Raw genomic sequence first — 25605 nt, forward strand, 5'->3', positions numbered from 1 at the left:
CAAAATGTCGTCCCTGGCGGCGTGTCGCTGTGCAGACACGCGCGCTCGCGCCTGGAAGCCGGGCTAGGTGACATCGTCGTGCTGCCCGGTGGTGAACGACGGCTCGGGCACCGGGCTGGGCCGCTCGATGACCGAGGCCACGTCGTCGGGGATCTCGGCCTGCGCTTCGCGTCTGGACTTGCGCTTGTCGTGCAGCCGGGCGATCTGGATGGCGAACTCGAGAAGCACCGACAACGCGACGCCCAGTGCCGTCATCGAGAACGGGTCGGAGCCGGGCGTGAACACCGCCGCGAACACGAACATCCCGAAGATCAGGCCGCGCCGCCAGGCCTTGAGCCGCTGGTAGGTCAGCAACCCGGCCATGTTGAGCATGACGATCAGCAGAGGGAATTCGAAGCTGACCCCGAAAACGACCAGCAGGTTGATCAGGAAGCCGAAGTACCGGTCCCCGGACAGCGCGGTCACCTGCACGTCGCTGCCCACGGTCAGCAGGAAGCCCAGCGCCTTGGACAGTACGAAGTAGGCCAGCACGGCCCCGCCGGCGAACAGCACCGCGGCGGGGACGACGAACCCGATCGCGAAACGGCGCTCGTTGCGGTACAGCCCCGGCGTGATGAACGCCCAGAGCTGGTACAGCCACACCGGGCAGGCCAGCACCGCCCCGGCCGTCAACCCGACCTTGAGCCGCAGCATGAACTGGTCGAACGGTGCGGTGGCCAGCAGCCGGCACTGCCCGTCGGCGCTGATGGACGCCCGCGCCGACGCCGGCAGGGAACAGTAGGGATGGCGCAGCCACTCGCCCAGGCTTTCCATCCCGAAGATCGGATGCGAGTACCAGACGAACCCGAAGATCGTGGTGATCAGGATCGCGGCCAGCGAGAGCAGCAGCCGGGTGCGCAACTCGGTCAGGTGCTCGACCAGCGACATCGTCGCGTCGGGATTGGTGCGGCTGCGCCGGTTACGGGGATTGAGCCGCTTCAGCGCGGCGGCGGTGCGCGCTGAAACTTTGGAGACGTTCACGACGCCGGGTCAGTGGTGACCGGGCACCACGGAGATGCTGCCGCGCTATGCCGGGCGTGCTTCAGTGTGACCCTGCTCGGTGGCCGCGGGAGGGTCGACTCGCTGCGCCTGCACGGGAGTGGGGTTCGCCGACGACGTGTCGATCGCGGACGCCTCCGATTTGCTCTCGCTCTGCATTTCACGGATCTCGGATTTGAAGATGCGCATCGACTTGCCCAGCGAGCGTGCCGCATCGGGGAGTTTCTTGGCACCGAACAGGACGATCACGACGACAGCGAGGATCGCCCAGTGCCACGGACTAAGACTGCCCACGTTCATTACCTCCAGACGTCCACCCGATGCTACCGCAGGGTGGCGCGATGCCGGTGGCTCCGCAGCCCGGCGTGGTAGGGGCCGAACCGGTCACGTCTGATCTTGACCCCCGTAGAGCTCGAGCGCCGCCGCCGCGGCGTGCCGCACCCGCCGCGCCAGCGATTCCGGTTCGAGCACCCGGACGGCCGGCCCGAAGCCCAGCACCAGGCGCGTCATCCACTCGTCCGAGGCGTACGTCATCACGGCCTCGCACGATCCGTCGTCCAGCTCGCGGACCTCCCGCATCGGGTAGTACTCGAACATCCACGACGCCGAGGGCGCCACCCGCAGCCTGGCCGACGGCAGTGCCGGGTCGCCGTCGAACAGCGACGTGTCCGGCGGCGCCTGCCGCGCCGGTTCGGGCGGAGCGGCCGGTTCATCCAGCTGGTGCGCGTCCACGATCCGGTCGAAGCGAAACAGCCGGACCCCTTCCGCGTCCCGCGACCACGCCTCCAGGTAGCTGTGGCCGCCGATCAGCAGGACCCGGATGGGGTCAACGACACGGCTGCTCAGGGTGTCGCGTGAGGCCGAGTAGTAATCGAGGACCAGCGCGTGCTGGTCCTGCAGCGCCGTGCGCACCACCGCCGCGACGCGACTCTCGGCCGGCGCCGGCTCGCCGGCGGCCGCCGCCGGCCCCGGGCCCTGGTGCCCGACGGCTCCGGCGGCGGCCTCGATCTTGGCGATCGCGCTGCGCGCCGCCTCGGGATCGACGACGCCCGGAATGTCGGCCAGTGCCCGCAGCGCCACCAACAGGCCGGTCGCCTCGGGCGAGGTGAGCTTGAGCGGCCGGTCGATGCCCGCCGAGAACGTCACCTCGATGGTGTCGCCGGAGAACTCGAAGTCGATGAGGTCACCCGGGTAGTAGCCGGGCAGACCGCACATCCACAGCTGGTTGAGGTCCTCCTCCAGCTGCTTGTCGGACACGCCCAGGCCGGCCGCGGCCTCGGCCCGGGTGATCCGCGGGTTGGCCTGGAAATACGGCACCATGTTGAGCAGCCGGACGAGCCGGGCGGACACGGGTGTCACCGGCCTGCCTCCCCGCCCGCGTGGGCGCGCAACCTGTCCAGCACGTCGTCGCGCAGGGACTGCGGCTCCAGCACGACGGCGTCGGGCCCGTATCCGGCGACGTCGCGCGCCAGGCGCTCGGTGGATCCGATGTCCATCTCGATCACCTCGCCGTCGCGGTCGCCCAGCCGACGCGCGCCCACCGACTTCCCCGCCCGCCGCAGCGCGGTGGCCCGGCCGTCGGCGACCCACACCCGGGCCAGCTCGCCCGTCGGGACCTCCGCTCCGGCGCGGGCGATTTTCTCGGCCACGATGCCGCGCAGGTCCACGCCGGCGGGCACGGTGATCGCACCGCGCGGTCCGATCGGCGTGACCTCGGCCCCGATGCGCGACAGCCGGAAGATGCGCGTGTCGTCGCGGTCGCGGTCGTGCCCGACCAGGTACCAGCGGCCCTTCTCCGTCACCACGCCCCACGGTTCGACGGTGCGCGTGGTGTAGGGCTCGGCCCGCGACGGGCGATGCACGAACCGCACCGCCTGCCCCGATTCGATCGCCGACAGCAGCACGCCGAGAACATCCTCCGAACCGCGCAGACTCGGCACCCCCGCCGGCGAGGCGATGGCCACCGGGGCATCCGGATCCACGTCGACCCCGGCGGCGCGCAACTTGAGCAGCGCGCCCTGCGTGGCGGTGACCATCTCCGGCGACTCCCACAGCTGCGTGGCGACCGCGACGGCGGCCGCCTCGTCCGGGGTCAGCTGCACCGGCGGCAACGCGTAGGCGTCCCGGTTGATCCGGTACCCCTCCGCGGGATCCAGGGCCGAGACCCGGCCGACCTCCAGGGGGATGCCCAGGTCCCGCAGCTCGTTCTTGTCCCGCTCGAACATCCGGGAGAACGCCTCGACGCTGGGGCTGTCGGTGTAACCCGCCACGCTGGACCTGATCTTCTCCGCGGTGATGTAGCCGCGGGTGGACAGCAAAGCGATGACGAGGTTCATCAGCCGCTCGACTTTCGAGGTCGCCATTCGCCCGAGCCTAAAGCGTTCGCGCGGCCGGCGTCTCCCGCCACGCAGCAGACTCGCTACATGCTCGCGATGAGCCGCTTGACCCGCTCGTCGACCGCCCGGAACGGGTCCTTGCACAGCACCGTGCGCTGCGCCTGATCGTTGAGCTTGAGGTGCACCCAGTCGACGGTGAAGTCGCGGCCCGCGGCCTGTGCGGCGCTGATGAACTCGCCGCGCAGCCGGGCGCGGGTGGTCTGCGGCGGGTTCTCGACGGCGTCGGCGATGTCCTCGTCGGTGGTCACGCGCGCGGCCAGGCCCTTGCGCTGCAGCAGATCGAACACACCGCGGCCGCGCTTGATGTCGTGGTAGGCCAGGTCCAGCTGGGCGATCTTGGGGTCGGACAGCTCCATGTTGTAGCGGTCCTGGTAGCGCTGGAACAGCTTGCGCTTGATCACCCAGTCGATCTCGGTGTCCACCTTGGCGAAGTCCTGGCTCTCGACGGCATCGAGTTGGCGGCCCCACAGGTCGACGATCTGCTCGACCTGGGCGTTCGGTTCCCGGGTCTGCAGGTGCTCGACGGCGCGGGCGTAGTACTCGCGCTGGATGTCCAGCGCGCTGGCCTGACGGCCACCCGCCAGCCGGACCGGCCGCCGCCCGGTGGTGTCGTGGCTGACCTCGCGGATGGCCCGGATGGGGTTGTCCAGCGAGAAGTCGCGGAAGGGAACGCCGGCCTCGATCATCTCCAGCACCAGGGCCGCGGTGCCCACCTTGAGCATGGTGGTGGTTTCGCACATGTTCGAGTCGCCCACGATGACGTGCAGCCGGCGGTACTTCTCGGCATCGGCGTGCGGCTCGTCGCGCGTGTTGATGATCGGCCGGCTGCGCGTGGTGGCCGACGAGACACCCTCCCAGATGTGCTCGGCACGCTGGGAGAGACAGAACGTCGCCGCCTTGGGGGTCTGCAGCACTTTGCCGGCCCCGCAGATCAGCTGGCGCGTGACCAGGAACGGCAGCAGCACGTCGGAGATCCGGGAGAACTCGCCGGCCCGCACGATCAGGTAGTTCTCGTGGCAGCCGTAGGAGTTGCCGGCCGAGTCGGTGTTGTTCTTGAACAGGTAGATGTCGCCGCCGATGCCCTCGTCGGCGAGCCGCTGCTCGGCGTCGACCAGCAGGTCTTCCAGCACCCATTCGCCGGCCCGGTCGTGGGTGACCAACTGCACCAGGCTGTCGCATTCCGCGGTCGCGTATTCGGGATGGCTGCCCACGTCGAGATACAGACGGGCGCCGTTGCGCAAGAAAACATTGGAGCTGCGCCCCCACGACACCACCCGGCGGAAGAGGTAGCGGGCCACCTCGTCCGGGGACAGCCGGCGGTGGCCGTGAAAGGTGCAGGTGACACCGAACTCGGTCTCGATGCCCATGATTCGCCGCTGCACCTTACCGAGCGTACTGGGTGCGGGCGCCACTGGTGCGAAAGCGCGGCGGCAAGTGACGTTTTTGCCGACCTTGACGGGTGAAGCAGTCGCGGCGCCGTTCCCGCCGCACAGGTGCGCGGCCACCGGTCAACCCACGCCGAATGCGGGGCCGGACCGCCGATTACCGTGCCACCACGCGGAATTCGGCCAGGGACTCGTCGACGGCACCCTCGAACATCACCCGGCCGCGTCTGCCGGAGCTATTTCGACGGCTCGGCGCCGCCCGAGTCCCCGTCCGCGGAACCGTTGTCGGATTGCGGTAGGAGCGCGTCCAGCGCGGGTCCGGTGATCCGCCGGAAAGCGCGGCGCGGCCGGTTGGCGTCCAGGACCGCGACCTCGAGGCCGGCCACTGCGAGGGAGGACTGATCGTTGCCCGACGTCTCGGCACTGCCCGCCCGCAGCGCGTTCACGGCGATCCGCACCGCGTCGGGAAGCTCGGCGTTCTCGGCGTAGGACTGCTTCAGTGCGGTGGTGACCGGCTCGGTGGTGCCACCCATCACGACGAAGTACGGCTCGTCGGCGATCGAGCCGTCGTAGGTGACCCGGTACAGCTCGGGCGGCTTGGTCTCACCGAGGTGGGCGACCTCGGCCACACACAACTCGACCTCGTACGGTTTGGCCTGCTCGGTGAAGATCGTGCCCAGCGTCTGCGCGTAGACGTTGGCCAACTGGCGGCCGGTGACGTCGCGGCGGGCGTAGGCGTAACCGCGGGTGTCGGCGAACTGGATGCCGCCACGGCGCAGGTTGTCGAACTCGTTGAACTTGCCCGCGGCCGCGAAACCGACCCGGTCGTACAGTTCGCTGATCTTCTGCAGCAGCCGCGAGGGATTGTCGGCGACGAAAAGCACGCCGTCGGCGTAGGTCAGCGCCACCACGCTGCGGCCGCGCGCGATTCCCTTGCGCGCGAGCTCGCTGCGCTCGCGCATCGCCTGCTCGGGCGAGATGAAATACGGGAAGCTCATGACTCTCCCCACAGGTCTGCCTCCGGGCCGAAGGTGTCGGCGCGCGAACGACTCTCGATGACCTCACGCGCCAGTTCGGCGATGCGCTCTTCGGGCACCTCGACCGCGCCCTCGGCACCGATGGTGGCCGCCGTGGGGTAGATCCCCCGCACCAGGTCCGGGCCGCCGGTGGCGGAGTCGTCGTCGGCGGCATCGTAGAGCGCCTCGATGGCCACCCGCAGGGCGGAGTCGGCATCGGTCACCTGCGCGTACAACTTCTTCATCGACGACTTGGCGAAGACCGACCCCGATCCCACCGACTGGTAGCCCTCTTCCTCCATGTTCCAGCCGCCGGCGGCGTCGAACGACACGATCCGGCCCGCCTTCTGGGGGTCCGCGGCGTTGATGTCATAACCCGCCAGCAACGGCAGCGCCACGAGGCCCTGCATCGCGGCCCCCAGATTGCCGCGCACCATGGTGGCCAGCCGGTTGACCTTGCCGGGGAACGTCAGCGGCACACCCTCGAGCTTCTCGTAATGCTCGAGTTCGACCGCGTACAGCCGGGCGAACTCGACGGCGATCGCGGCGGTGCCGGCGATCCCGGTCGCGGTGTAGTCGTCGGTGATGTACACCTTGTTGACGTCGCGGCCCGCGATCATGTTGCCCTGCGTGGAGCGCCGGTCACCGGCGATGACGACGCCGCCGGGGTACTTCAGCGCGACGATGGTGGTGCCGTGGGCGAGTTGCCCACCGGCCTGAGCGCCGGCCCCCAGGCTGGCCGGCAGCAGCTCCGGCGCCTGGCGGCGCAGCAGATCGGCAAACGAGGACAAATCGACGGCTGAGGCTTCGGAAAGCGCGGGGTTAGTGGGCAGGCGGTCGGAAAACTGCCAGGTCACTGTCCACCCTTCTGCACGTACGCGCGGACGAAGTCCTCCGCGTTCTCCTCGAGGACGTCGTCAATCTCGTCGAGCAGATCGTCGGTGTCTTCGGCTAATTTCTCGCGGCGCTCCTGGCCCGCGGCCGCGGTGTCGGTGATGTCGTCGTCATCGCCGCCGCCACCGCCACGCTTGGTCTGCTCCTGCGCCATCGCCGCCTCCTGCATGATTAACAGCCGCGTCACGCGCCTGCTGGTATTTCTCTACCCTACCGTTCCACTCCGACGTTTCCCGGCTCCACACCAGTATTGTCGGGCCCGCGCTGCCCGTCGCGCTTCGCAGGCCCGCAAACAATCGATCACCGGATATCAGCTGGTCAGCTGCTGGACCAGTTCGGCCGCGCTGTCCACCGAATCCAGCAGCGCCCCGACGTGCGCTTTGCTGCCCCGCAGCGGTTCCAGGGTGGGGATGCGGACCAGCGAATCGCCGCCCAGATCGAATATGACCGAGTCCCAGCTTGCCGCCGCGATGTCGGCACCGAATCTGCGCAGGCATTCGCCGCGAAAGTAGGCACGGGTGTCCGTGGGCGGACTGTCGACGGCGTTGAGCACCTGTTGTTCGCTGACCAGGCGTTTCATGGATCCGCGCGCCACCAGCCGGTTGTACAGGCCCTTGTCCAGCCGGACGTCGGAATATTGCAGATCCACCAGGTGCAGCCGCGGCGCCGACCAGCTCAGGTTCTCCCGCTGCCGAAAACCTTCCAGCAGTCGCAGTTTGGCCGGCCAGTCGAGCACCTCGGCGCAGTCCATGGGGTCGCGTTCGAGCTGGTCGAGCACGTGCGCCCAGGTCTCCACGACGTCGGACGCGCGCGGGTCGGGGTCGCGGCTGTCGACCAGTTTTGCCACCCGGTCCAGGTAAACCCGCTGTAGCGCAAGGCCGGTCAGTTCACGACCGTCGGCCAGCGCGACGGTGGCTCGCAGGCCGGGATCGCGGCTGATGGCGTGGACCGCGTGCACCGGCCGGGCCAGGGTCAGGTCGCTGAGGTCTATTCCGTGGGCGGGGCCCTCTTCGATCAAGTCGAGCACGAGCGCGGTGGTGCCCAGCTTGAGGTAGGTCGAGGTCTCCGCGAGATTGGCGTCGCCGATGATCACGTGCAACCGGCGGTACCTGTCGGCGTCGGCGTGCGGCTCGTCGCGGGTGTTGATGATCCCGCGCTTGAGCGTGGTCTCCAGCCCGACCTCGACCTCGATGTAATCGGAACGCTGCGACAGCTGGAAGCCCGGCTCGTCACCAGAGGGGCCGATGCCCACCCGACCGGAGCCGGTCACCACCTGGCGCGACACCAGAAACGGGGTCAGGCCGGCGATGATCGCCGAGAACGGCGTCTGCCGGCTCATCAGGTAGTTCTCGTGCGCCCCGTAGGAGGCGCCTTTGCCGTCGACGTTGTTCTTGTAGAGCTGCAGTTTCGCGGCGCCCGGCACGCTGGCGACGTGGCGGGCGGCGGCTTCCATCACACGCTCGCCGGCCTTGTCCCAGATCACGGCGTCCAGGGGGTCGGTGCACTCGGGCGCGGAGTACTCCGGGTGGGCGTGGTCGACGTAGAGCCGCGCCCCGTTGGTGAGGATCATGTTGGCCGCGCCGACCTCGTCGGCGTCGACCACCGGCGGCGGACCCGTCGACCTACTCAGATCGAAGCCGCGGGCGTCGCGCAGCGGCGACTCGACCTCGTAGTCCCAGCGGGTGCGTTTGGCGCGCTGAATGCCGGCGGCCGCCGCGTAGGCCAACACCGCCTGTGTCGAGGTGAGGATCGGGTTGGCGGTCGGGTCCGACGGCGACGAGATACCGTACTCGACCTCCGTCCCGATAATCCGTTGCATGCCATAAGCCTAGGCCCGACGACGAAGCGGCCCGCGAAGCGGGGCGTGAGGAGTCGGGCGATCCAACCCAACCCGACGACCCTAGACACCCGAGCGGCCCGCGAAGCGGGGCGTGAGGAGTCGGCGGCGAAGACCACGCCCGCGCTCGGTCATCGACCCGGACGCGGCGATATCGCCAGCGCGCGAAGCGCCCCGGCCGTAGGGTGAGCCGTCATGGGCCCTCGCCGCCGTCCGCCGGCCGGACCGTCGGCGGGTGACGCGGCCGAGAGTTGGTTCCTGGCGCGCGGCCTGCCGCTGGTGCTGACACCGCGGGCGCGGGGGCGGCGGCTCTGGCCCCGGTCGGCGCCCGTGTTGGCGGCCTACGCGACGACCGAGGGCTGCGAGCTCGCGATCTGGGTGATCACCGGCGACCGCAACGTCGACATCGTCGGAAACCCGACGGCCGTCGAATGGGGACTGCTGGCCATTCTGGCGGCAATGTTGCCGCTGGCCGCCGTCGCCGGCTGGCTGGTGTCCCGGTTGTCGGGCACCCGCAGCCGCACGGTCGTCGCGGCCATCGCGGTGGCCTTCGCGACCATGACCGGAACCATCGAAACCGGCCCGATTCACGTGCTGCGGATCGCCGCCCTGGTGGCTCTGGTGCTGCTCTTGACCGCCTCCGGCGTCGGGGCGGTGTTCGCCTGGGCGGTGCGGATGACGTTGTCGCACCTCGCGGCAGTCGGCTCCATGGCGGTGCGAGCCCTGCCCGTCGTGTTGCTGACCGTCCTGGTATTCCTCAACCCCTATGTCTGGCTCATGGCGGCGACGATCAGCCAGCAGCGGCTCTGGCTGGCGCTGGCGTTTCTCGTCGCCATCGCGGCGGCGTTCGTCGTGTCGGGGAGCCTGGAACGGGTCCGGCCGATGCTGCGGGCGACTGCCGCCCCGCCCCACGATTGCGAACGGCTGGCCGACACGCCCTTTGCGGATATGCCGGACCCGCCGGTCAGCCCCCGCCTGACCAGGGCCGAACGCCTCAACGTCGTGTTCGTGCTCGCCACCTCGCAGCTGGTGCAGATCCTGGTGGTGGCCGCGGTCATCGCCACGATCTTCTTCGTTCTCGGCCTGATCCTGCTCAGCGAACCCCTGCTCGCCGAATGGACCCACAGCAAGGGTTCGACCCACGGGACGCTGCTGACGATGACGGTCCCGGTACCGCAGGCGCTGATCAACACCTGCCTGTTCCTCGTCGCGCTGGCGTTCATGTACATCGGCGCCCGTGCGGTCGGCGACGGCGAATACCGGTCCACCTTCCTCGACCCTCTGATCGAGGATCTGCACGCCAGCCTGGTCGCGCGCAACCGCTACCGCGGTGCCGTCGCCGCGGCCGCGCCCGCTGTTGACGCCTCGCACCGCACTGGCTAATTTCACCGTGTGTCCGCCCCCGAATCCGACCCCGTAGCGGGTCAAGATGCGACCGACTTGGCCGGGAAGCGTTACGGCGAAGTGCTTCTGGTCCAGATTGACGAGTCGGGCCCGCAGGCCACCGTCTACAACAGCTTCCCGCTCAACGACTGCCCCGCCGAGCTGTGGTTGGCGCTCGATCCCCGGGCCATCGCCACCGAACACGGCGCGGCCGCGGCACTACTCAACGGCCCGCGCTACTGGCTGATGAACGCCATCGAAAAGAAGCCGCAGGGGCCGCAGGAGACGAAGACCTTCGGCGGGATCGAGATGATCCGCCAAGCCACGGTCGCGATGTCGTCGATGAACCCGGCTCCCTACAGCGTCAACGAGGTGGACCGCAACACCGTCTTCGTCTTCAACGCCGGCGAGGAGATCTACGAACTGCTCGACCCCGACGGGCGATGCTGGGTCATGCAGACCTACAGCCAGGTCGCCGATCCGGGCCTGTCACGCACGGACCTGCCCGGGCTTGCCGACCGGCTCACGCTGCCCGAAGGCTGGAGCTACCAACCGCGGGTGCTCACCGAGACCCTGCGCATCGACACCACGACCAAGCCGGCCAAGGTCACTCAGGACGACCTCACCAACAGCTATTCACTCGCCGAGACATAAAATACGAACACCCTGCCCGGCGTGTCGTGTGCGTGGCTTATGTGTCGCGGTGGCGCTACAAGTACTGGCCCAGGTTGGACTCGGTGTCGATGGCCCGCGACGCGCTCGACGACTTGCCGGTGACCAGGGTGCGGATGTAGACGATCCGCTCGCCCTTCTTGCCGGAGATCCGCGCCCAGTCATCGGGGTTGGTGGTGTTGGGCAGGTCCTCGTTCTCGGCGAACTCGTCGACGATCGAGTCGAGCAGGTGCTGGATCCGCAGACCCGGCTGACCGGTTTCGAGCACCGACTTGATGGCGTTCTTCTTCGCCCTGTCGACGACGTTCTGGATCATCGCCCCGGAGTTGAAGTCCTTGAAGTACATGACTTCCTTGTCACCGTTGGCGTAGGTGACCTCCAGGAACCGGTTGTCGTCGATCTCGGCGTACATCCGGTCGACGACCTTCTCGATCATCGCCTTGATGCAGGCCCCTCGGTCGCCGTCGAACTCCGCCAGGTCGTCGGCGTGCACGGGCAACGTCTCGATGAGGTACTTCGAGAAGATGTCCTGTGCCGCTTCGGCATCGGGCCGCTCGATCTTGATCTTCACGTCGAGGCGGCCGGGCCGCAGGATCGCCGGGTCGATCATGTCCTCGCGGTTGGAGGCGCCGATCACGATGACGTTCTCCAGCCCCTCCACACCGTCGATCTCGCTGAGCAGCTGCGGGACGACGGTGGTCTCGACGTCCGAGGAGACCCCGGTGCCGCGGGTGCGGAAGATCGAGTCCATCTCGTCGAAGAACACGATCACCGGCGTTCCTTCCGACGCCTTCTCGCGGGCGCGCTGGAAGATCAGCCGGATGTGCCGCTCGGTCTCGCCGACGAACTTGTTGAGCAGCTCCGGGCCCTTGATGTTGAGGAAGTACGACTTGGCCTCGCGGGCGTCGTCGCCGCGCACCTCGGCCATCTTCTTGGCCAGCGAGTTGGCCACCGCCTTGGCGATCAGCGTCTTACCGCAGCCGGGCGGGCCGTAGAGCAGCACGCCCTTCGGCGGACGCAGCGCGTACTCCCGGTAGAGCTCCTTGTGCAGGAACGGCAACTCGACCGCGTCGCGGATCTGCTCGATCTGGCGGGTCAACCCACCGATGTCGGAGTAGCTGACGTCGGGCACCTCCTCCAGGACCAGGTCTTCGACCTCGGCCTTGGGGATGCGCTCGAAGGCATAGCCGGCCTTGGTGTCGACCAGCAGCGAGTCACCGGGGCGCAGCTTGCGGGGCTTGGTGTCGTCGTTGAGGGCGTCCGGAACACCGTCCGGCAGGTCCTCGGCGACCAGCGGCTCGGCGAGCCACACGATGCGCTCCTCGTCGGCGTGGCCGACGACCAGCGCCCGGCTGCCGTCGGCCAGCACCTCGCGCAACGTCGAGATCTCACCGACCGATTCGAACGTGCCGGCCTCGACGACGGTCAGGGCCTCGTTGAGCCGGACCGTCTGGCCCTTCCGCAGCGACGTGGCGTCGATGTTGGGCGAGCACGTCAAGCGCATCTTGCGGCCCGACGTGAAGACGTCGACCGTGTCGTCTTCGTGTGCGCCCAACAGCACGCCGTAGCCGCTGGGCGGCTGGCCGAGCCGGTCGACCTCCTCGCGCAACGCCAACAGTTGCTGGCGGGCTTCTTTGAGGGTTTCCATCAACTTGGAGTTGCGGGCCGCCAGAGAGTCGATACGGGCCTCGAGTTGATGCACGTCGCGTGCGGTGGGGCCGCCGCCTTGCGAACCGACCGCCTGCTCGAGTTGCTCGCGAAGCAACGCCGCCTCGCGCCGTAGTTCTTCCAACTCGGCAGCATCGCCGCTGGACGGGTTCGACCCCCGGTGGTTACCGAATGCATCAGAACGCTCTGAATCACCCATGTTGCGCTCCTTTCCCACACCAGGAATTGGTGCGGCGGATACTTCAACGCTACCGGCGATTGGCGCTTCATGTGCGGAACCGGATGCCGCCGAAAAGTTAAAACTGTGATGCCGCTGGTAACGTCGCTGTGCAGTCGGGTGGATCGAAAGGGAAGGCGTGACCACAAACCCCCTCGCCACGGGCCCAGCCGCCCTCGCCGGTCCCGGCGCGGGCGCCGCCGGTGTGACGTCCGTTGCATCCGGCGGTGCGGTCTCCGACGCGGACACGCGGCGCCGGGGCTGACCGACTGGATGCGCCGGCAACTCTGCGTTGCGCTGGCCGCCGTGGCCGCGTTCGGGCTCTCGGCGTGTTCGCCCGCCAAGCCCACGGTGTCCTTGCCGCCGTCCTCGCGGGCCGCCCCGACGTCGCCGACGGCGCCGCCTGCGGTGGCCGCTCCCCCGACGGTCCCGTTGCCCGCACCCCGAGCGCTGACCGACGTGCTGAGCCGGCTCGCCGACCCCGATGTCCCCGCCGCCGAGAAGGTGAATCTCATCGAAGGCGCCACGCCCGAGAATGCGGCGACCCTGGACAAGTTCACCACCGCGCTGCGTGACAACGGCGATCTGCCGATGACCTTCGCAGCCAACGACATCGCGTGGTCGGACAAGAACCCCTCCAACGTCAAGGCCATCGTCACCGTCAACACCGCCAAGGCGGACAACGGCAACTTCACCTTCCCCATGGAGTTCACGCCGTCCCAGGACGGCTGGCAGTTGTCGCGGCGGACCGCGGAGATGCTGTTGGCCCTGGGCAAGTCGTCGGCGCCGACGGCCCCGGCCCCACCGAGGTGATCCGCGGGATGTGGATCGGCTGGCTCGAGTTCGACGTGCTGCTGGGCGACGTGCGATCACTCAAACAGAAGCGGTCGGTGGTCCGCCCGGTGGTCGCCGAGCTGCAGCGCAAGTTCAGCGTGTCGGCGGCCGAAACCGGCTCGCCCGAGCTGCATCGCAGGGCCGGCATCGGGGTGGCCATGGTGTCGGTCGACCGCGGCCATGCGGTCGACGTCCTCGACGCGGCCGAACGTCTGGTCGCCGCGCATCCCGAGTTCGAGCTGCTGTCGGTGCGACGGGGTCTGCACCGCAGCGACGACTGGTCGGGCTAGCCGTCGCGTCCCGGCCGCTTGCGGCCCAGCGGCGCCGGGGCCACCGCGCCGGGAGCGAGCCGGCGCGTGAAGATCAGGAACGCGGTGTGCCCGCGCATCGTGTGTTGCGGCCGCACGGCCAGGCCGACGACGTTCCAGCCGCGCTGCAGCGTCTCCCACGCGCGCGGCTCGGTCCAGCACTGCTGCGCCCGCAGCGCCTCCACCGCCTTCGACAGCTGGGGCACCGTGGCGACGTAGACGATCAGGACCCCGCCGGCGACCACCAGCCGCGCCACCGCGTCCAGCACCTCCCAGGGCGCGAGCATGTCGAGGACCGCGCGGTCGAAGGACCCGTCGGGAAAGTCGGAGTCGCAGACGTCGCCGACGATCAGCTGCCAGTTCGCGGGCGGCCGGCCCGGATCGCCGTGGAAATCGGCCACGTTGCGCCGGGCGTGCTCGGCGTGGTCGGCGCGCTGCTCGTAGGAGACCACCCGCCCGTCGGGCCCGACCGCGCGCAGCAGCGAAAGGGTCAGCGCGCCGGACCCGGCTCCGGCCTCCAACACCCGGGCGCCCGGGAAGATGTCGCCCTCGTGCACGATCTGGGCGGCGTCCTTGGGATAGATCACCTGCGGCCCGCGGGGCATCGACATCACGTAGTCGACGAGCAGCGGGCGCAGCACGAGGAACAGGGCGCCGTTGCTGGATTTGACGACGCTGCCCTGTTCCAGACCGATCAGCGCATCGTGTGCGATCGAGCCGCGGTGGGTGTGGAACTCGGCGCCGGGCGTCAGCGACAGTGTGTAGTGCCGGCCTTTGGCGTCGGTGAGCTGGACGCGCTCCCCGCTGGTGAACGGGCCGGTGGCAAGCACGCGGTCCAGCGTGCCAGCCGACTCGCCGGTGCCGGTGCCCGGGGTTGTCGGCGCCCGGTCCTAGGCTGCGGGCATGACAGTCCAGCCGGAGACACGCCCGTCGCGGCCGGCTTCGAAACCGGCTTCGAAACCGGCACTGTCGCCGTCGCGGGCGGCGGACTTCAAGCAGTGCCCGCTGCTGTACCGGTTCCGGGCGATCGACCGGTTGCCCGAGGCCCCGTCGGCGGCCCAGCTGCGGGGTTCTTTGGTGCACGCCGCCCTGGAACGGCTCTACGGCCTGCCCGCGGTGCGGCGCGGGCCCGACACGGCGCGGTCGCTGGTGGAGTCGGCGTGGGAGCACGTGGTCGCGGCGGAGCCCGACCTGGCCGGCGAGTTCGATCCCGACCAGCGGGTCCGGCTGATCGAGGAGGCCCGCGACCTGCTCTCCGGTTACTACCGGCTGGAGGACCCGACCCGGTTCGACCCGCAGTGCTGCGAGGAGCGGGTGGAGGTCGAGCTCGCCGACGGCACGCTGCTGCGGGGCTTCATCGACCGCATCGACGTCGCCGCCACCGGCGAGGTGCGGGTGGTGGACTACAAAACCGGCAAGGCGCCGCCGGCCGCGCGGGCGATGGCGGAGTTCAAGGCGATGTTCCAGATGAAGTTCTACGCCGTGGCGCTGCTGCGTTCCCGCGGTGTGCTGCCCGCCCGGCTGCGCCTGATCTACCTCGCCGACGAACAGGTACTGGACTACTCGCCGGATCACGACGAGTTGCTGCGCTTCGAAAAGACGCTGATGGCGATGTGGCGCGCCATCCAATCTGCCGGTGAGACCGGCGATTTCCGGCCCAAACAGTCACGGCTGTGCGACTGGTGCCCCCACCAGCAGCACTGCCCGCTCTTCGGCGGAACGCCCCCGCCGTACCCCGGCTGGCCGGAAAACTTTGCGGCCGTTGATGTTTCGTCCGACACCTCACCGGCGGCCTAATCCGATGGGGTGAGCGGCGAGAGCTCCTGCAGCATGGTGGGGACGAGTTCGCTGACGGTGGGATGGATGTGCACGGTGCGCGACAGCGTGGTGTAGGGCGCGCCGGCGGACATGACGTCCAGGATGGCGTGAATCGCCTCGTCGCCGCCGACCCCCAGGATGGCCGCCCCCAGGATCTCCTCGGTGTCGGCGTCGACGACGATCTTCATGAAGCCTTGCGTCTCACCCTTTTCCACCGCCCTGCCCACCCGCGTCATCGGCCGCGTGCCGACCATCGCCCTGCGGCCCGACGCGCGGACCTGCGCGACCGTCATGCCGGCCCGGCCCAGCGGCGGGTCGATGTACAGCGCATAGGTGCTGATCCGGTCGCTGACCCGGCGCGGGTCGTCATCGAGGAGATTGGCGGCCACGATCTCGAAGTCGTTGTAGGAGGTGTGGGTGAACGCACCCCTGCCGTTGCAGTCGCCCATCGCCCAGATGTGGTCGACGCTGGTCTTGAGCCCGTCGTCGACCACGACGTAGCCGCGGTCGTCGGTCTGCACACCGGCCGCTTCCAGGCCGAGGTCGTCGGTGTTGGGCCGCCGCCCCACCGCCAGCAGCAGGTGGGTGCCCGCGACCGGTGCCGCACCGGGGCGCGGTGTGAGGTCGAAACCATTGTCGCTATTGGTGATTCGTACATCGTCGGCGTTGAGGAGCACCTCGACTCCTTCGTTCTCGAGGATGCCCAAGATGGCGGCCGACACGTCTTCGTCTTCGCGGGACGCCAGCCTGGGGCCCCGCTCGACCACCGTGACCCGGGACCCGAAGCGCCGGTACATCTGCGCGAACTCCAGCGCGATGTAGCTGCCACCCATGATGACCAGATGCGTTGGCAACGTGTCCAATTCGATGATGGAGACGTTGGTCAGGTAGTCGACGCCGGACAGTCCCGGAATGTCGGGCACCACCGCACGGCCGCCGACGTTGAGGAAGATCCGCTCGCCGCGCAGCAGGTCGTCGCCGACCCGCAGGGTGTGCGGATCCACGAAACGGGCATGACCGCGGACAAAGGTGCAGCCGTCCATGCCGGCCAGCCAGCTCTCGACGCCGTGGCGGTCGGCGAGCATGATCTCGTCCTTGCGCGCCTTGACCTTCGCCATGTCCACGCGCACCGGCCCGGTCACGATGCCGTACTCCGCCCCGCGACGCGCCACCTGCGCGGCCCGCGCGCTGGCCACCAGCGTCTTGGTGGGGATGCACCCGGTGTTGACGCAGGTGCCCCCGACGAATTTGCGCTCGACGACGGCGACGCGCTGCCCGGCGGCCGTCAGCCGACCGGCCAGCGGCGGCCCCGCCTGGCCGGCACCGACGACGATCGCGTCGAAACGCTCCGTCACAGGCTGGCCGTCAGCGCCAGGATCGCGAACCCACCCACCACCGCGACCGCGTCCTCCAACAGCGCGATCGGCAGGTCCTGCCCGCCGCGGGACTCGACCAGTCGCCGGCGCGCCTGGTAACCGCCCATGGTGCCGATCACGGCCCCGATCACACCGCAGCCGAGCGCGGAGAAGGTGAAGTGCCACGCGGCGCCGATCACCGCGGCGGCGAACGCGCCCATCGTGATGCGCGCGGCGAAGGACGGCGGCGCGGTGCGCGGCGGCGTCTTCGGGAGTTTGTCGGTGACGAGTTCGGCGATCGCCAGGACGGTGACGATCGCGACCGTGATGCCATTGCCCATCCAGAACGCCCAGGTGGACTGCAGGTCGATCCACCCGAGCATGGCGGCCCAGGCGACGACGGCGGGAGCCGTCAGGGAACGCAAGCCGGCGACGACGCCGATCAACAAGGCCATCAGCAAAACGAGCACATGCAACACGGGCCCTCCCGGGGACTAAGGCAACGCGGGTGGCGGCTCAGCTACGCGGACGCTAACACAGCCGCGCGCACCGCACCCGCCGTCAGAACCGGCAAAACCGGATGTCAGAGGCGAGGATCGCCTTGGCGCCGATCGCGGCGAGCTCGTCCATGACCTCGTTGACGCCGCGTCGTGGCACCAACGCGCGGATGGCGACCCAATCCGGGTCGGCGAGCGGCGCGATGGTCGGCGACTCCAGCCCCGGCGTGATCGAGGTGGCCTGGTCCAACACCGAGCGCGGGCAGTCGTAATCGAGCATCAGGTACTGCTGACCGAACACCACACCCTGGATCCGGGCCACCAGCTGGTCGCGCGCCGACCTGGCCTGCTGGGCGTCGTAGTCCATGCTTTCGATCAGTACCGCCTCCGAATCGCACAGCGGCTCACCGAAGGCGACGAGGTGGTGCAGGCTCAGGGTGCGGCCGGACCCCACCACGTCGGCGATGGCGTCGGCGACCCCGAGTTGCACCGAGATCTCCACCGCGCCGTCGAGCCCGATGACGGTCGCCTCGATTCCCCGCTCGGCCAGGTCTTTCCGGACCAGGTTCGGGTAGGCGGTCGCGATGCGTTTGCCGGCCAGGTCGGCCGTCGTCCACTTGCGCCCGGCCGGGCCGGCGTAGCGGAAGCTCGACGACCCGAAGCCGAGCGCCAGGCACTCGCGCACCGCCGCACCGGAATCGCACACCAGGTCACGCCCGGTGATCCCGAAATCGAGTTCGCCCGAACCGACGTAGATCGCAATGTCCTTGGGGCGCAGGAAGAAGAACTCGACCTGGTTGACGGGGTCGAGCACCGTCAAGTCCTTGGGATCGGTGCGGCGACGGTAGCCGGCCTCGGCGAGGATCTCGGAGGCCGGCTCGCTCAGCGAACCCTTGTTGGGAACCGCGACACGCAACATGCTCACAGCTTCCGGTAGACGTCGTCGAGGGACAGCCCGCGCGCGATCATCAGCACCTGCGTCCAGTACAGCAGTTGGCTGATCTCCTCGGCCAGGGCGTCGTCGGGTTCGTGCTCGGCGGCCAGCCACACCTCTCCGGCCTCCTCGAGGATCTTCTTGCCGAGCCCATGCACCCCGCCGTCCAGCGCGGCGACCGTGGCGCTGCCGGCCGGTCGGGTGCGGGCACGGTCGCCGAGTTCGGCGAACAGATCCTCGAAGGTTTTCACGGCCAGCGATTCTGTCATGCCGCGACGACCCCATCCCCGGCGAGGGTGCGCAAAATGCCACGCCCACCGGCGTGTCGTCGTGCAGACACGCGCGCTCGGCGGCGCAAACGAGGGGCTCAGTCCTCCGGGTTGTAGCCGAGGTTGGGGCCGAGCCAGCGCTCGGCCTCCCGCAGGGTCCAGCCCTTGCGCTTCGCATAGTCGGCGACCTGGTCCTGGGCCATCCGGCCGATCACGAAGTACTGCGACTGCGGGTGCGAGAAATACCAGCCGCTGACGGCGGCGCCGGGCCACATCGCCATCGACTCGGTCAACTCGATGCCGGTCCGCTTCTTGACGTCCAGCAACTTCCAGAGCGTCACCTTCTCGGTGTGCTCCGGGCAGGCCGGGTAGCCGGGGGCCGGGCGGATTCCCACGTACTTCTCGTCGATGAGCGCCGCGTTGTCCAGCTGCTCGTCGGGCTGGAATCCCCAGAACTCCTTGCGGACCCGTTGGTGCATCCGTTCGGCGAAGGCCTCGGCCAGCCGGTCGGCGATCGACTCCAGCAGGATCGCGCTGTAGTCGTCGTTGGCCGCCTTGAACTCCGCGATCTTGTCAGCGCTACCCAGGCCCGCGGTGACGGCGAAGGCGCCGACGTAGTCGGCCAGGCCGGTGTCCCTGGGCGCGATGTAGTCGCCCAGCGACCGGTTGGGGATGCCGTCGCGGTGCTCGCCCTGCTGGCGCAGGTTGTGCAGCGTGGTCAGCACCTCGCTGCGGGTGTCGTCGGTGTAGACCTCGATGTCGTCCCCGACCGCGTTGGCCGGGAAGAAGCCGATCACCCCGTTGGCGGTCAGCCACTTCTCCTTGATCAGGGTGTCGAGCATCTCCTGGGCCTCGTCGTAGAGCTTGCGGGCGGCCTCGCCGGTGGTCGGGTTGTTGAGGATGTCGGGGAAGCGGCCCTTCATCTCCCAGGCGTTGAAGAACGGCTGCCAGTCGATGTACTCGCGCAACTCGGCGAGATCGTAGTCGTGAAACTCCCGCACACCGAGCCCCTGGGCCGGCACCGGCGGCGTGTAGCCGTCCCAGTCGATCGGCGTCCGGTTGGCGCGCGCCTTCTCCAGCGTCAGCATCGGCCGCTCGTTCTTCTGGGAGTGCCGTTCGCGCAGCGATGCGTAGTCCTTCTCGGTGGCCTCGAGTAGGGCCGGACGCTGCTTGTCGTCGAGGAGGGCGGCGGCGACCGGCACCGAGCGGGAGGCGTCCTTGACCCAGACCACCGGGCCGCTACGGCGCGGCGACACCTTCACGGCCGTGTGGGCGCGTGAGGTGGTCGCGCCACCGATCAGCAGCGGAATCTCCAGCCCCTCGCGTTCCATCTCGACGGCGAAGTTGACCATCTCGTCCAGCGACGGGGTGATCAGCCCGGACAGCCCGATGATGTCGGCGTCGTGCTCCTTCGCCGCGGCCAGGATCTTCTCGGCGGGCACCATCACCCCGAGGTCGATCACCTCGAAGTTGTTGCACTGCAACACGACCCCGACGATGTTCTTGCCGATGTCGTGGACGTCGCCCTTCACGGTCGCCATCACGATGGTGCCGTTGGTGTCCTTGGCCGCTGCCGTGCCGTTCTGCTCTTTCTCTTCCTCGATGAACGGCAGCAGGTACGCGACGGCCTTCTTCATCACCCGGGCCGACTTCACGACCTGGGGCAGGAACATCTTGCCCGAGCCGAACAGGTCACCGACGACGTTCATGCCGTCCATCAGCGGGCCCTCGATCACCTCGATCGGGCGGCCACCGGCGGCGGCGATCTCGGCGCGCAGTTCCTCGGTGTCGTCATCGACGTGGGCGTCGATGCCCTTGACCAGGGCGTGCGTGATCCGCTCGCGGACCGGCAAGGATCGCCACTCCGCAACGGTCGCGTCGCCGGTTCCTTCTTCCGACTTGTTGAACCGCTCGGCGATCTCCAGGAGCCGTTCGGCCGCATCCTCGCGACGGTTCAGGACGACGTCCTCGATCCGCTCCCGCAGCTCGGGGTCGATCGAGTCGTAGGGCACCAGCGCGCCGGCGTTGACGATGCCCATGTCCAGGCCGGCCTTGATGGCGTGGAACAGGAACACCGCGTGGATCGCCTCGCGGACGGGGTTGTTGCCCCGGAACGAGAACGACACGTTCGAGATACCGCCGGAGATGTGCACCCCGGGCAGGTTCTCCTTGATCCAGGCGCAGGCCTCGATGAAGTCGATCCCGTAGGTCGCGTGCTCCTCGATACCGGTCGCCAGCGCGAAGCAGTTCGGGTCGAAGATGATGTCCTCGGCCGGGAAGCCGACCTCTTCGGTCAGGATCCGGTAGGCGCGCCCGCAGATCTGTTTGCGGCGCTCCAGGTTGTCGGCCTGCCCCTGCTCGTCGAAGGCCATCACGACGACGGCGGCGCCGTACTTGCGGCACAGCCGTGCCTCGCGGACGAACTTCTCCTCGCCCTCCTTCAGGGAGATCGAGTTCACGATCGGCTTGCCCTGCACGTTCTTCAGGCCCGCCTCGATGACCTCAAACTTCGAGGAGTCGATCATCACCGGGACGCGACTGATGTCCGGCTCGGCCGCGATCAGCTTGGTGAACCGGTCCATCGCGGCGACGCCGTCGATCATGCCCTCGTCCATGTTGATGTCGATGACCTGCGCACCGACCTCGACCTGTTGCAGGGCGACCGACAGGGCGGAGTCGTAGTCCTCGGCCTTGATCAGGTTGCGGAACCGGGCGGAGCCGGTGATGTTGGTGCGCTCACCGATGTTCACGAACAGCGACTCGTCGGTGATGTTGAGCGGCTCCAGGCCCGAGAGCCGGGTGGCCACCGGGATCTGCGGCACCTCACGCTGCGGCTTGCCCTCGACGGCCTTGGCGATCTCGGCGATGTGCGCCGGCGTCGTGCCGCAGCAACCACCGACGAGGTTGACCAGGCCGGCCTCGGCGAAGTCGGCGATGTAGGACGCCTGACGTTCCGGGTCCTCGTCGTACTCGCCGAAGGCGTTGGGCAACCCGGCGTTCGGGTAGCACGAGACGAAGGTGTCCGCGATCCGCGACACCTCGGCGATGTAGGGCCGCATCTCCGGCGCACCCAGCGCGCAGTTGAGGCCCACCGCGAGCGGCCTCGCGTGCCGGATCGAGTTCCAGAACGCCTCGGTGACCTGACCGGACAACGTCCGCCCGGACGCGTCGGTGATCGTGCCCGAGATGATCAACGGCCAGCGGCGTCCGCGCTCCTCGAACAGCGTCTCGACGGCGAACACCGCCGCCTTGGCGTTGAGCGAGTCGAAGATCGTCTCGATGATGAGCAGGTCGGCACCACCGTCGACCAGGCCGTTGGCCGATTCCAGGTAGGCGGCGACCAGCTGGTCGTAGGAGACGTTGCGGGCCCCGGGGTCGTTGACGTCGGGCGAGATCGACGCGGTCCGCGTGGTCGGCCCGATTGCGCCGGCCACGTAGCGGGGCTTGTCCGGGGTGCTGAACTCGTCGGCGGTCCTGCGGGCCAGTGCGGCGCCGGCGTAGTTCAGCTCGTAGCTCAAATCGGACATGTCGTAGTCGGAGAGCGAGATCGCGTTCGCGTTGAACGTGTTGGTCTCCAGGATGTCGGCGCCCGCCTCGAGGTACTCGCGGTGAATCCCGGCGATGATGTGCGGCTGCGTCAGGCTGAGCAAGTCGTTGTTGCCCTGCAGAGCGGTCGGCCACTCCGTGAACCGGTCGCCGCGGTAGCCGGCCTCGTCCGGCCGGTCGCGCTGAATCGCCGTGCCCATCGCACCGTCGATCACCATGATCCGCCGGCGCAGAGCTGCCACCAGTTCGTCGGTGCAGTCCGGTCGGATGTTGGGCTCGAAGGTCTCTGACGCCGGGGCGCTGTTGGAGGCGTTCACGTACGTTCCTTCCGTAGTGGAAGGCGTCCTTGACTTCGCCGAGCGTGGCGGATACCGGTAGGCAGCCGGAACCGTTGCAACGCCTCTCGACCAGAAAAGTCTACGTCGCCACCCGACGTCTGGACGCCCAGCTCGACCCGACCCGCTCGGCAGTTGCGGAGCCCTCGAGCGCCGGCTCGCGGATCTTGTCGGCCATGTCGGTAGTTAACCAGTTTAACCAAATGGCTGCCGAGCGTATTTCGTGTCGGCCGCGTCGTAGCCGACCACGACACGCTGCGCCAAAGTGTCGAGGATGTCGGTGTCGTAGCGGGGTTTGTTTTCGGCAGCCACCCGCTTAAGGATAGCCGTCCTATGGACTCGGGATTGCCCCCGGCGGCCGGGCCCGCGCCCCCGACCCGCATCGTCGCAGGGCACGAAAGTATTGGCCGCCGCGCCCACACCCCGTCGGGCGCCGCCCGGCGCGCGGCGCGGCCCGCATCGTCACACCGCAACGCCGTACCCTGATTCTGTGACTCCGAGGGATGGCGGGCCCGATGGCAGCGCCGCGCTGCCCGAACTGCACAACACCGTCGTCGTGGCCGCGTTCGAGGGCTGGAACGACGCCGGTGACGCGGCCAGCGACGCGCTCGAGCACCTCGAGGCCATCTGGGAAGCGGAGGCCACCGTCGAGATCGACGACGAGGCGTACTACGACTACCAGGTGAATCGTCCGGTCATCCGCCAGATCGACGGCGTCACCCGCGAGCTGGTGTGGCCGGCGATGCGCATCTCACACTGCCGCCCACCGGGCAGTGACCGCGACGTGGTGCTGATGCAAGGGGTGGAGCCCAACATGCGCTGGCGCACCTTCTGCGCCGAGCTGGTGGCCATCGCCGACAAGCTCAACGTGGACACCGTCGTGATCCTCGGCGCCCTGCTGGCCGACACGCCCCACACGCGACCGGTGCCCGTGTCCGGCGCGGCCTACTCGCCGGAGTCGGCGAAACTGTTCGGCCTGGAGGAAACGCGCTACGAGGGGCCGACCGGGATTGCCGGGGTCTTCCAGGACGCGTGCGTGGCCGTCGGGATTCCCGCGGTGACGTTCTGGGCGGCGGTGCCGCACTACGTGTCGAGTCCGCCCAACCCGAAGGCGACGGTGGCGCTGCTGCGGCGCGTCGAAGAGGTGCTCGACATCGAGGTTCCGCTGGGCGATCTGCCCGCGCTGGCCGAGGAGTGGGAACAGGCGATCACCGAGGTGGCCGCCGAGGACGAGGACCTGGCCGAATACGTGGAGTCGCTGGAGCAGCGCGACGCCGAGGTCGACATGAGCGAAGTCCTGGGCAAGATCGACGGCGACACGCTGGCCGCCGATTTCGAACGCTATCTGCGCCGCCGCCGACCCGGATACGGGCGCTGAGTCCGCCCCGCCGACGAGACCGCCACAATTTGCCGTCGTCGGCGGCGATGCGAAAAAGATCGGCAGTTCAAGGGCAAACCCAGCCGGACGGTGCAAGCGACGACGATAGGACCTGCATGGCCGCGTGCCCCGATCCCGACAGTCCGGTGCCCGGCGGGGACCGCCTCGGCGAAGAGGCCGGCTATCACAAGGGGCTCAAGCCGCGACAGCTGCAGATGATCGGCATCGGGGGTGCGATCGGAACCGGGCTCTTCCTCGGCGCCGGCGGCCGGCTGGCCAAAGCGGGGCCCGGGCTGTTCCTCGTCTACGCGTTGTGCGGCGTCTTCGTCTTCCTGATCCTGCGAGCCCTCGGCGAGTTGGTGCTGCACCGCCCGTCGTCGGGCTCGTTCGTGTCCTACGCCCGGGAATTCTTCGGCGAGAAGGCCGCGTACGTCGTCGGGTGGATGTACTTCCTGAACTGGGCGATGACCTCGATCGTGGACACCACCGCGATCGCCACCTACCTGCACCGGTGGAGCTTCTTCGCCGTCGTCCCCCAATGGCTCCTGGCCCTGATCGCCCTGGCGGCCGTCCTGGGCATGAACCTGATCTCGGTGGAATGGTTCGGCGAGCTGGAGTTCTGGGCCGCGCTGATCAAGGTGTTCGCGCTGATCGCCTTCCTGGTAGTGGGGACCGTCTTTCTCGCCGGGCGCTATTCCATCGACGGACGCAGCACCGGATTGAGTCTGTGGACGGGCCATGGCGGCTTCTTCCCGATCGGTCTGGCGCCCCTGCTGGTGGTCACCTCCGGCGTCGTGTTCGCCTACGCCGCAGTCGAACTCGTGGGCACCGCGGCCGGGGAGACCGCGGAACCGGAGAAGATCATGCCGCGGGCAATCAACTCCGTGATCGCGCGCATCGCGGTGTTCTACGTCGGGTCGGTCGCGCTGCTGGCCCTGCTGCTGCCCTACACCGCCTACAAGTCCGGGGAGAGCCCGTTCGTCACGTTCTTCTCCAAGATCGGCTTCTACGGCGCCGGGGACCTGATGAACATCGTGGTCCTCACCGCGGCGCTGTCGAGCCTGAACGCGGGCCTGTACTCGACCGGCCGCGTCATGCACTCGATAGCGATGAGCGGCAGCGGCCCGAAGTTCGCGAAGCGGATGTCCCGCAACGGCGTGCCCTACGGCGGCATCGCAATGACGGCCGTCATCTGCCTTTTCGGTATCGCGCTGAACGCCTTCAACCCCGGCGAGGCGTTCGAGATCGTGCTCAACGTCGCCGCGCTGGGCATCATCGCGTCGTGGGCCACGATCGTGCTGTGCCAGCTTCGGCTCCACCGGGTGGCGCGCGCGGGGCTCGTGCAGCGCCCGCGGTTCCGGATGCCGCTGACGCCGTACAGCGGCTACGCGACCCTGGCGTTCCTGGTCGCCATCCTGGTGCTGATGGGCTTCGACGCACCGATCGGCACGTGGACGGTGGCATCGCTGCTGGTGATCATCCCGGCCCTGGTCGTGGGGTGGTACGTGGTGCGCCACCGCGTCATGGCCGTCGCGGATCTGCGCGCGGGCCCCGGCGGGCCGCAGCCGCCGATTGCCAACCCGCCGGTGCACCCGCGAGACTGATGCCCGTCGCCACACCCCGCCCGCAGGAGTGAACCGCCATCCGCAATCGCTACGCCGCCACACCACCGCTGTACGGGATGGCCATGGTCTTCCTGGCCATCGCCGTCGTCGCGGTCACCGCATACCTGCACGCGGGCTGGTGGTCGGCCATCGGGTACGGGGCCGCGGCGCTCATCGCCGTGGTCGGCTTCGCGCTGGTCTTCCGCGACCTGTCCTGACGC

General features: G+C 68.8%; 24 protein-coding genes. 8 read left to right on the forward strand and 16 right to left on the reverse strand.

Annotation, left to right across the window (positions count from 1 at the left end):
* Window positions 1-63: 63 nt before the first annotated feature.
* From tatC to dop, 9 genes are all read right to left on the reverse strand, one after another.
* Window positions 64-1020, reverse strand: coding sequence for a twin-arginine translocase subunit TatC (gene tatC, locus ACJ512_RS16640; RefSeq protein ID WP_407686590.1), 957 nt, complete (start codon window positions 1018-1020; stop codon window positions 64-66).
* 45 nt (window positions 1021-1065) lie between these two features.
* Complete coding sequence (gene tatA, locus ACJ512_RS16645; protein ID WP_369738789.1) at window positions 1066-1332, reverse strand: Sec-independent protein translocase subunit TatA; 267 nt, start codon at window positions 1330-1332, stop codon at window positions 1066-1068.
* Between the two features lie 90 nt (window positions 1333-1422).
* Window positions 1423-2358: a helix-turn-helix transcriptional regulator gene (locus ACJ512_RS16650; RefSeq protein WP_461480131.1), complete on the reverse strand. Its 936-nt coding sequence runs from the start codon at window positions 2356-2358 to the stop codon at window positions 1423-1425.
* 35 nt (window positions 2359-2393) lie between these two features.
* Window positions 2394-3401, reverse strand: a complete 1008-nt coding sequence (locus tag ACJ512_RS16655; RefSeq protein WP_407686588.1) for a helix-turn-helix transcriptional regulator — start codon at window positions 3399-3401, stop codon at window positions 2394-2396.
* A 56-nt stretch (window positions 3402-3457) separates the two neighbouring features.
* Window positions 3458-4816 carry a Pup--protein ligase gene (gene pafA / locus ACJ512_RS16660; protein ID WP_407686587.1) on the reverse strand — a complete coding sequence of 453 codons (1359 nt, stop codon included), beginning with the start codon at window positions 4814-4816 and terminating at the stop codon, window positions 3458-3460.
* Between the two features lie 239 nt (window positions 4817-5055).
* Entirely contained in the window at window positions 5056-5817 is a 762-nt protein-coding gene (prcA, locus tag ACJ512_RS16665) for a proteasome subunit alpha (RefSeq protein WP_407686586.1), read from the reverse strand.
* Window positions 5814-6692, reverse strand: coding sequence for a proteasome subunit beta (gene prcB / locus ACJ512_RS16670; RefSeq protein ID WP_407686585.1), 879 nt, complete (start codon window positions 6690-6692; stop codon window positions 5814-5816). Before prcB ends, prcA begins: the two co-directional genes overlap by 4 nt.
* The gene (locus ACJ512_RS16675) at window positions 6689-6883 is read right to left on the reverse strand and encodes a ubiquitin-like protein Pup (protein ID WP_407686597.1); all 195 of its coding nucleotides are present in this window, start codon (window positions 6881-6883) and stop codon (window positions 6689-6691) included. Before ACJ512_RS16675 ends, prcB begins: the two co-directional genes overlap by 4 nt.
* A 156-nt stretch (window positions 6884-7039) precedes the next feature.
* Window positions 7040-8548, reverse strand: a complete 1509-nt coding sequence (gene dop / locus ACJ512_RS16680; protein WP_407686584.1) for a pup deamidase/depupylase — start codon at window positions 8546-8548, stop codon at window positions 7040-7042.
* A gap of 213 nt (window positions 8549-8761) precedes the next feature.
* On the opposite strand from dop, the gene ACJ512_RS16685 reads away from it, so the two are divergent.
* Together ACJ512_RS16685 and ACJ512_RS16690 are read left to right on the forward strand one after the other, a co-directional pair.
* Window positions 8762-9949, forward strand: a complete 1188-nt coding sequence (locus tag ACJ512_RS16685) for a hypothetical protein (protein WP_407686583.1) — start codon at window positions 8762-8764, stop codon at window positions 9947-9949.
* A 9-nt stretch (window positions 9950-9958) separates the two neighbouring features.
* Window positions 9959-10603, forward strand: coding sequence for a hypothetical protein (locus ACJ512_RS16690; protein WP_407686582.1), 645 nt, complete (start codon window positions 9959-9961; stop codon window positions 10601-10603).
* A gap of 55 nt (window positions 10604-10658) precedes the next feature.
* Here the strand turns inward: ACJ512_RS16690 and arc are convergent, their stop codons facing one another.
* Entirely contained in the window at window positions 10659-12488 is a 1830-nt protein-coding gene (gene arc, locus ACJ512_RS16695; RefSeq protein ID WP_407686581.1) for a proteasome ATPase, read from the reverse strand.
* A gap of 291 nt (window positions 12489-12779) precedes the next feature.
* On the opposite strand from arc, the gene ACJ512_RS16700 reads away from it, so the two are divergent.
* A complete protein-coding gene (locus ACJ512_RS16700) occupies window positions 12780-13319 on the forward strand; it encodes a lipoprotein LppK (RefSeq protein WP_407686580.1) in 540 nt (179 codons plus the stop codon).
* A gap of 8 nt (window positions 13320-13327) precedes the next feature.
* Window positions 13328-13630, forward strand: coding sequence for a DUF503 domain-containing protein (locus tag ACJ512_RS16705; protein WP_407686579.1), 303 nt, complete (start codon window positions 13328-13330; stop codon window positions 13628-13630).
* Here the strand turns inward: ACJ512_RS16705 and trmI are convergent.
* Window positions 13627-14478: a tRNA (adenine(58)-N(1))-methyltransferase TrmI gene (gene trmI, locus ACJ512_RS16710; RefSeq protein WP_407686578.1), complete on the reverse strand. Its 852-nt coding sequence runs from the start codon at window positions 14476-14478 to the stop codon at window positions 13627-13629. The two genes, ACJ512_RS16705 and trmI, sit on opposite strands and share 4 nt — an antisense overlap.
* A gap of 73 nt (window positions 14479-14551) precedes the next feature.
* Between trmI and ACJ512_RS16715 the strand changes: the two genes are divergently transcribed.
* Window positions 14552-15445, forward strand: a complete 894-nt coding sequence (locus ACJ512_RS16715) for a RecB family exonuclease (protein WP_407686577.1) — start codon at window positions 14552-14554, stop codon at window positions 15443-15445.
* Here ACJ512_RS16715 and ACJ512_RS16720 read toward each other — a convergent pair.
* The 5 genes from ACJ512_RS16720 to metH form a co-directional block, all read right to left on the reverse strand.
* Window positions 15442-16821, reverse strand: coding sequence for an FAD-containing oxidoreductase (locus ACJ512_RS16720; protein ID WP_407686576.1), 1380 nt, complete (start codon window positions 16819-16821; stop codon window positions 15442-15444). The genes ACJ512_RS16715 and ACJ512_RS16720 overlap by 4 nt on opposite strands.
* Window positions 16818-17300: a DUF4126 family protein gene (locus ACJ512_RS16725; protein ID WP_407686575.1), complete on the reverse strand. Its 483-nt coding sequence runs from the start codon at window positions 17298-17300 to the stop codon at window positions 16818-16820. Before ACJ512_RS16725 ends, ACJ512_RS16720 begins: the two co-directional genes overlap by 4 nt.
* 82 nt (window positions 17301-17382) lie before the next feature.
* Complete coding sequence (hisG, locus tag ACJ512_RS16730) at window positions 17383-18237, reverse strand: ATP phosphoribosyltransferase (protein ID WP_407686574.1); 855 nt, start codon at window positions 18235-18237, stop codon at window positions 17383-17385.
* A gap of 2 nt (window positions 18238-18239) precedes the next feature.
* On the reverse strand, window positions 18240-18521 hold the full coding sequence (locus ACJ512_RS16735; protein WP_407686573.1) for a phosphoribosyl-ATP diphosphatase: 282 nt from the start codon (window positions 18519-18521) through the stop codon (window positions 18240-18242).
* A gap of 98 nt (window positions 18522-18619) precedes the next feature.
* Window positions 18620-22384: a methionine synthase gene (metH, locus tag ACJ512_RS16740; RefSeq protein ID WP_407686572.1), complete on the reverse strand. Its 3765-nt coding sequence runs from the start codon at window positions 22382-22384 to the stop codon at window positions 18620-18622.
* Window positions 22385-22892: 508 nt separating this feature from the next.
* Here metH and ACJ512_RS16745 point away from each other — a divergent pair.
* From ACJ512_RS16745 to ACJ512_RS16755, 3 genes are all read left to right on the forward strand, one after another.
* A complete protein-coding gene (locus ACJ512_RS16745; RefSeq protein WP_407686571.1) occupies window positions 22893-23780 on the forward strand; it encodes a PAC2 family protein in 888 nt (295 codons plus the stop codon).
* Window positions 23781-23896: 116 nt separating this feature from the next.
* The gene (locus ACJ512_RS16750) at window positions 23897-25384 is read left to right on the forward strand and encodes an amino acid permease (RefSeq protein ID WP_407686570.1); all 1488 of its coding nucleotides are present in this window, start codon (window positions 23897-23899) and stop codon (window positions 25382-25384) included.
* Between the two features lie 77 nt (window positions 25385-25461).
* On the forward strand, window positions 25462-25602 hold the full coding sequence (locus ACJ512_RS16755) for a hypothetical protein (RefSeq protein ID WP_407686569.1): 141 nt from the start codon (window positions 25462-25464) through the stop codon (window positions 25600-25602).
* The last annotated feature ends 3 nt before the right edge of the window (window positions 25603-25605 follow it).

This window comes from Mycobacterium cajalii (genome assembly GCF_045809005.2).
Lineage (GTDB): Bacteria > Actinomycetota > Actinomycetes > Mycobacteriales > Mycobacteriaceae > Mycobacterium.

Coding starts and splice junctions, on each gene's coding strand:
- ACJ512_RS16675 (WP_407686597.1), bottom strand. CDS start 6,883: ATGGCGCAGGAGCAGACCAAGCGTGGCGGTGGCGGCGGCGATGACGAC.
- ACJ512_RS16735 (WP_407686573.1), bottom strand. CDS start 18,521: ATGACAGAATCGCTGGCCGTGAAAACCTTCGAGGATCTGTTCGCCGAA.
- ACJ512_RS16700 (WP_407686580.1), top strand. CDS start 12,780: ATGCGCCGGCAACTCTGCGTTGCGCTGGCCGCCGTGGCCGCGTTCGGG.
- ACJ512_RS16705 (WP_407686579.1), top strand. CDS start 13,328: ATGTGGATCGGCTGGCTCGAGTTCGACGTGCTGCTGGGCGACGTGCGA.
- ACJ512_RS16750 (WP_407686570.1), top strand. CDS start 23,897: ATGGCCGCGTGCCCCGATCCCGACAGTCCGGTGCCCGGCGGGGACCGC.
- prcA (WP_407686586.1), bottom strand. CDS start 5,817: ATGAGCTTCCCGTATTTCATCTCGCCCGAGCAGGCGATGCGCGAGCGC.
- ACJ512_RS16655 (WP_407686588.1), bottom strand. CDS start 3,401: ATGGCGACCTCGAAAGTCGAGCGGCTGATGAACCTCGTCATCGCTTTG.
- ACJ512_RS16755 (WP_407686569.1), top strand. CDS start 25,462: ATGGCCATGGTCTTCCTGGCCATCGCCGTCGTCGCGGTCACCGCATAC.
- ACJ512_RS16715 (WP_407686577.1), top strand. CDS start 14,552: ATGACAGTCCAGCCGGAGACACGCCCGTCGCGGCCGGCTTCGAAACCG.
- dop (WP_407686584.1), bottom strand. CDS start 8,548: ATGCAACGGATTATCGGGACGGAGGTCGAGTACGGTATCTCGTCGCCG.
- arc (WP_407686581.1), bottom strand. CDS start 12,488: ATGGGTGATTCAGAGCGTTCTGATGCATTCGGTAACCACCGGGGGTCG.
- ACJ512_RS16650 (WP_461480131.1), bottom strand. CDS start 2,358: ATGGTGCCGTATTTCCAGGCCAACCCGCGGATCACCCGGGCCGAGGCC.
- hisG (WP_407686574.1), bottom strand. CDS start 18,237: ATGTTGCGTGTCGCGGTTCCCAACAAGGGTTCGCTGAGCGAGCCGGCC.
- ACJ512_RS16685 (WP_407686583.1), top strand. CDS start 8,762: ATGGGCCCTCGCCGCCGTCCGCCGGCCGGACCGTCGGCGGGTGACGCG.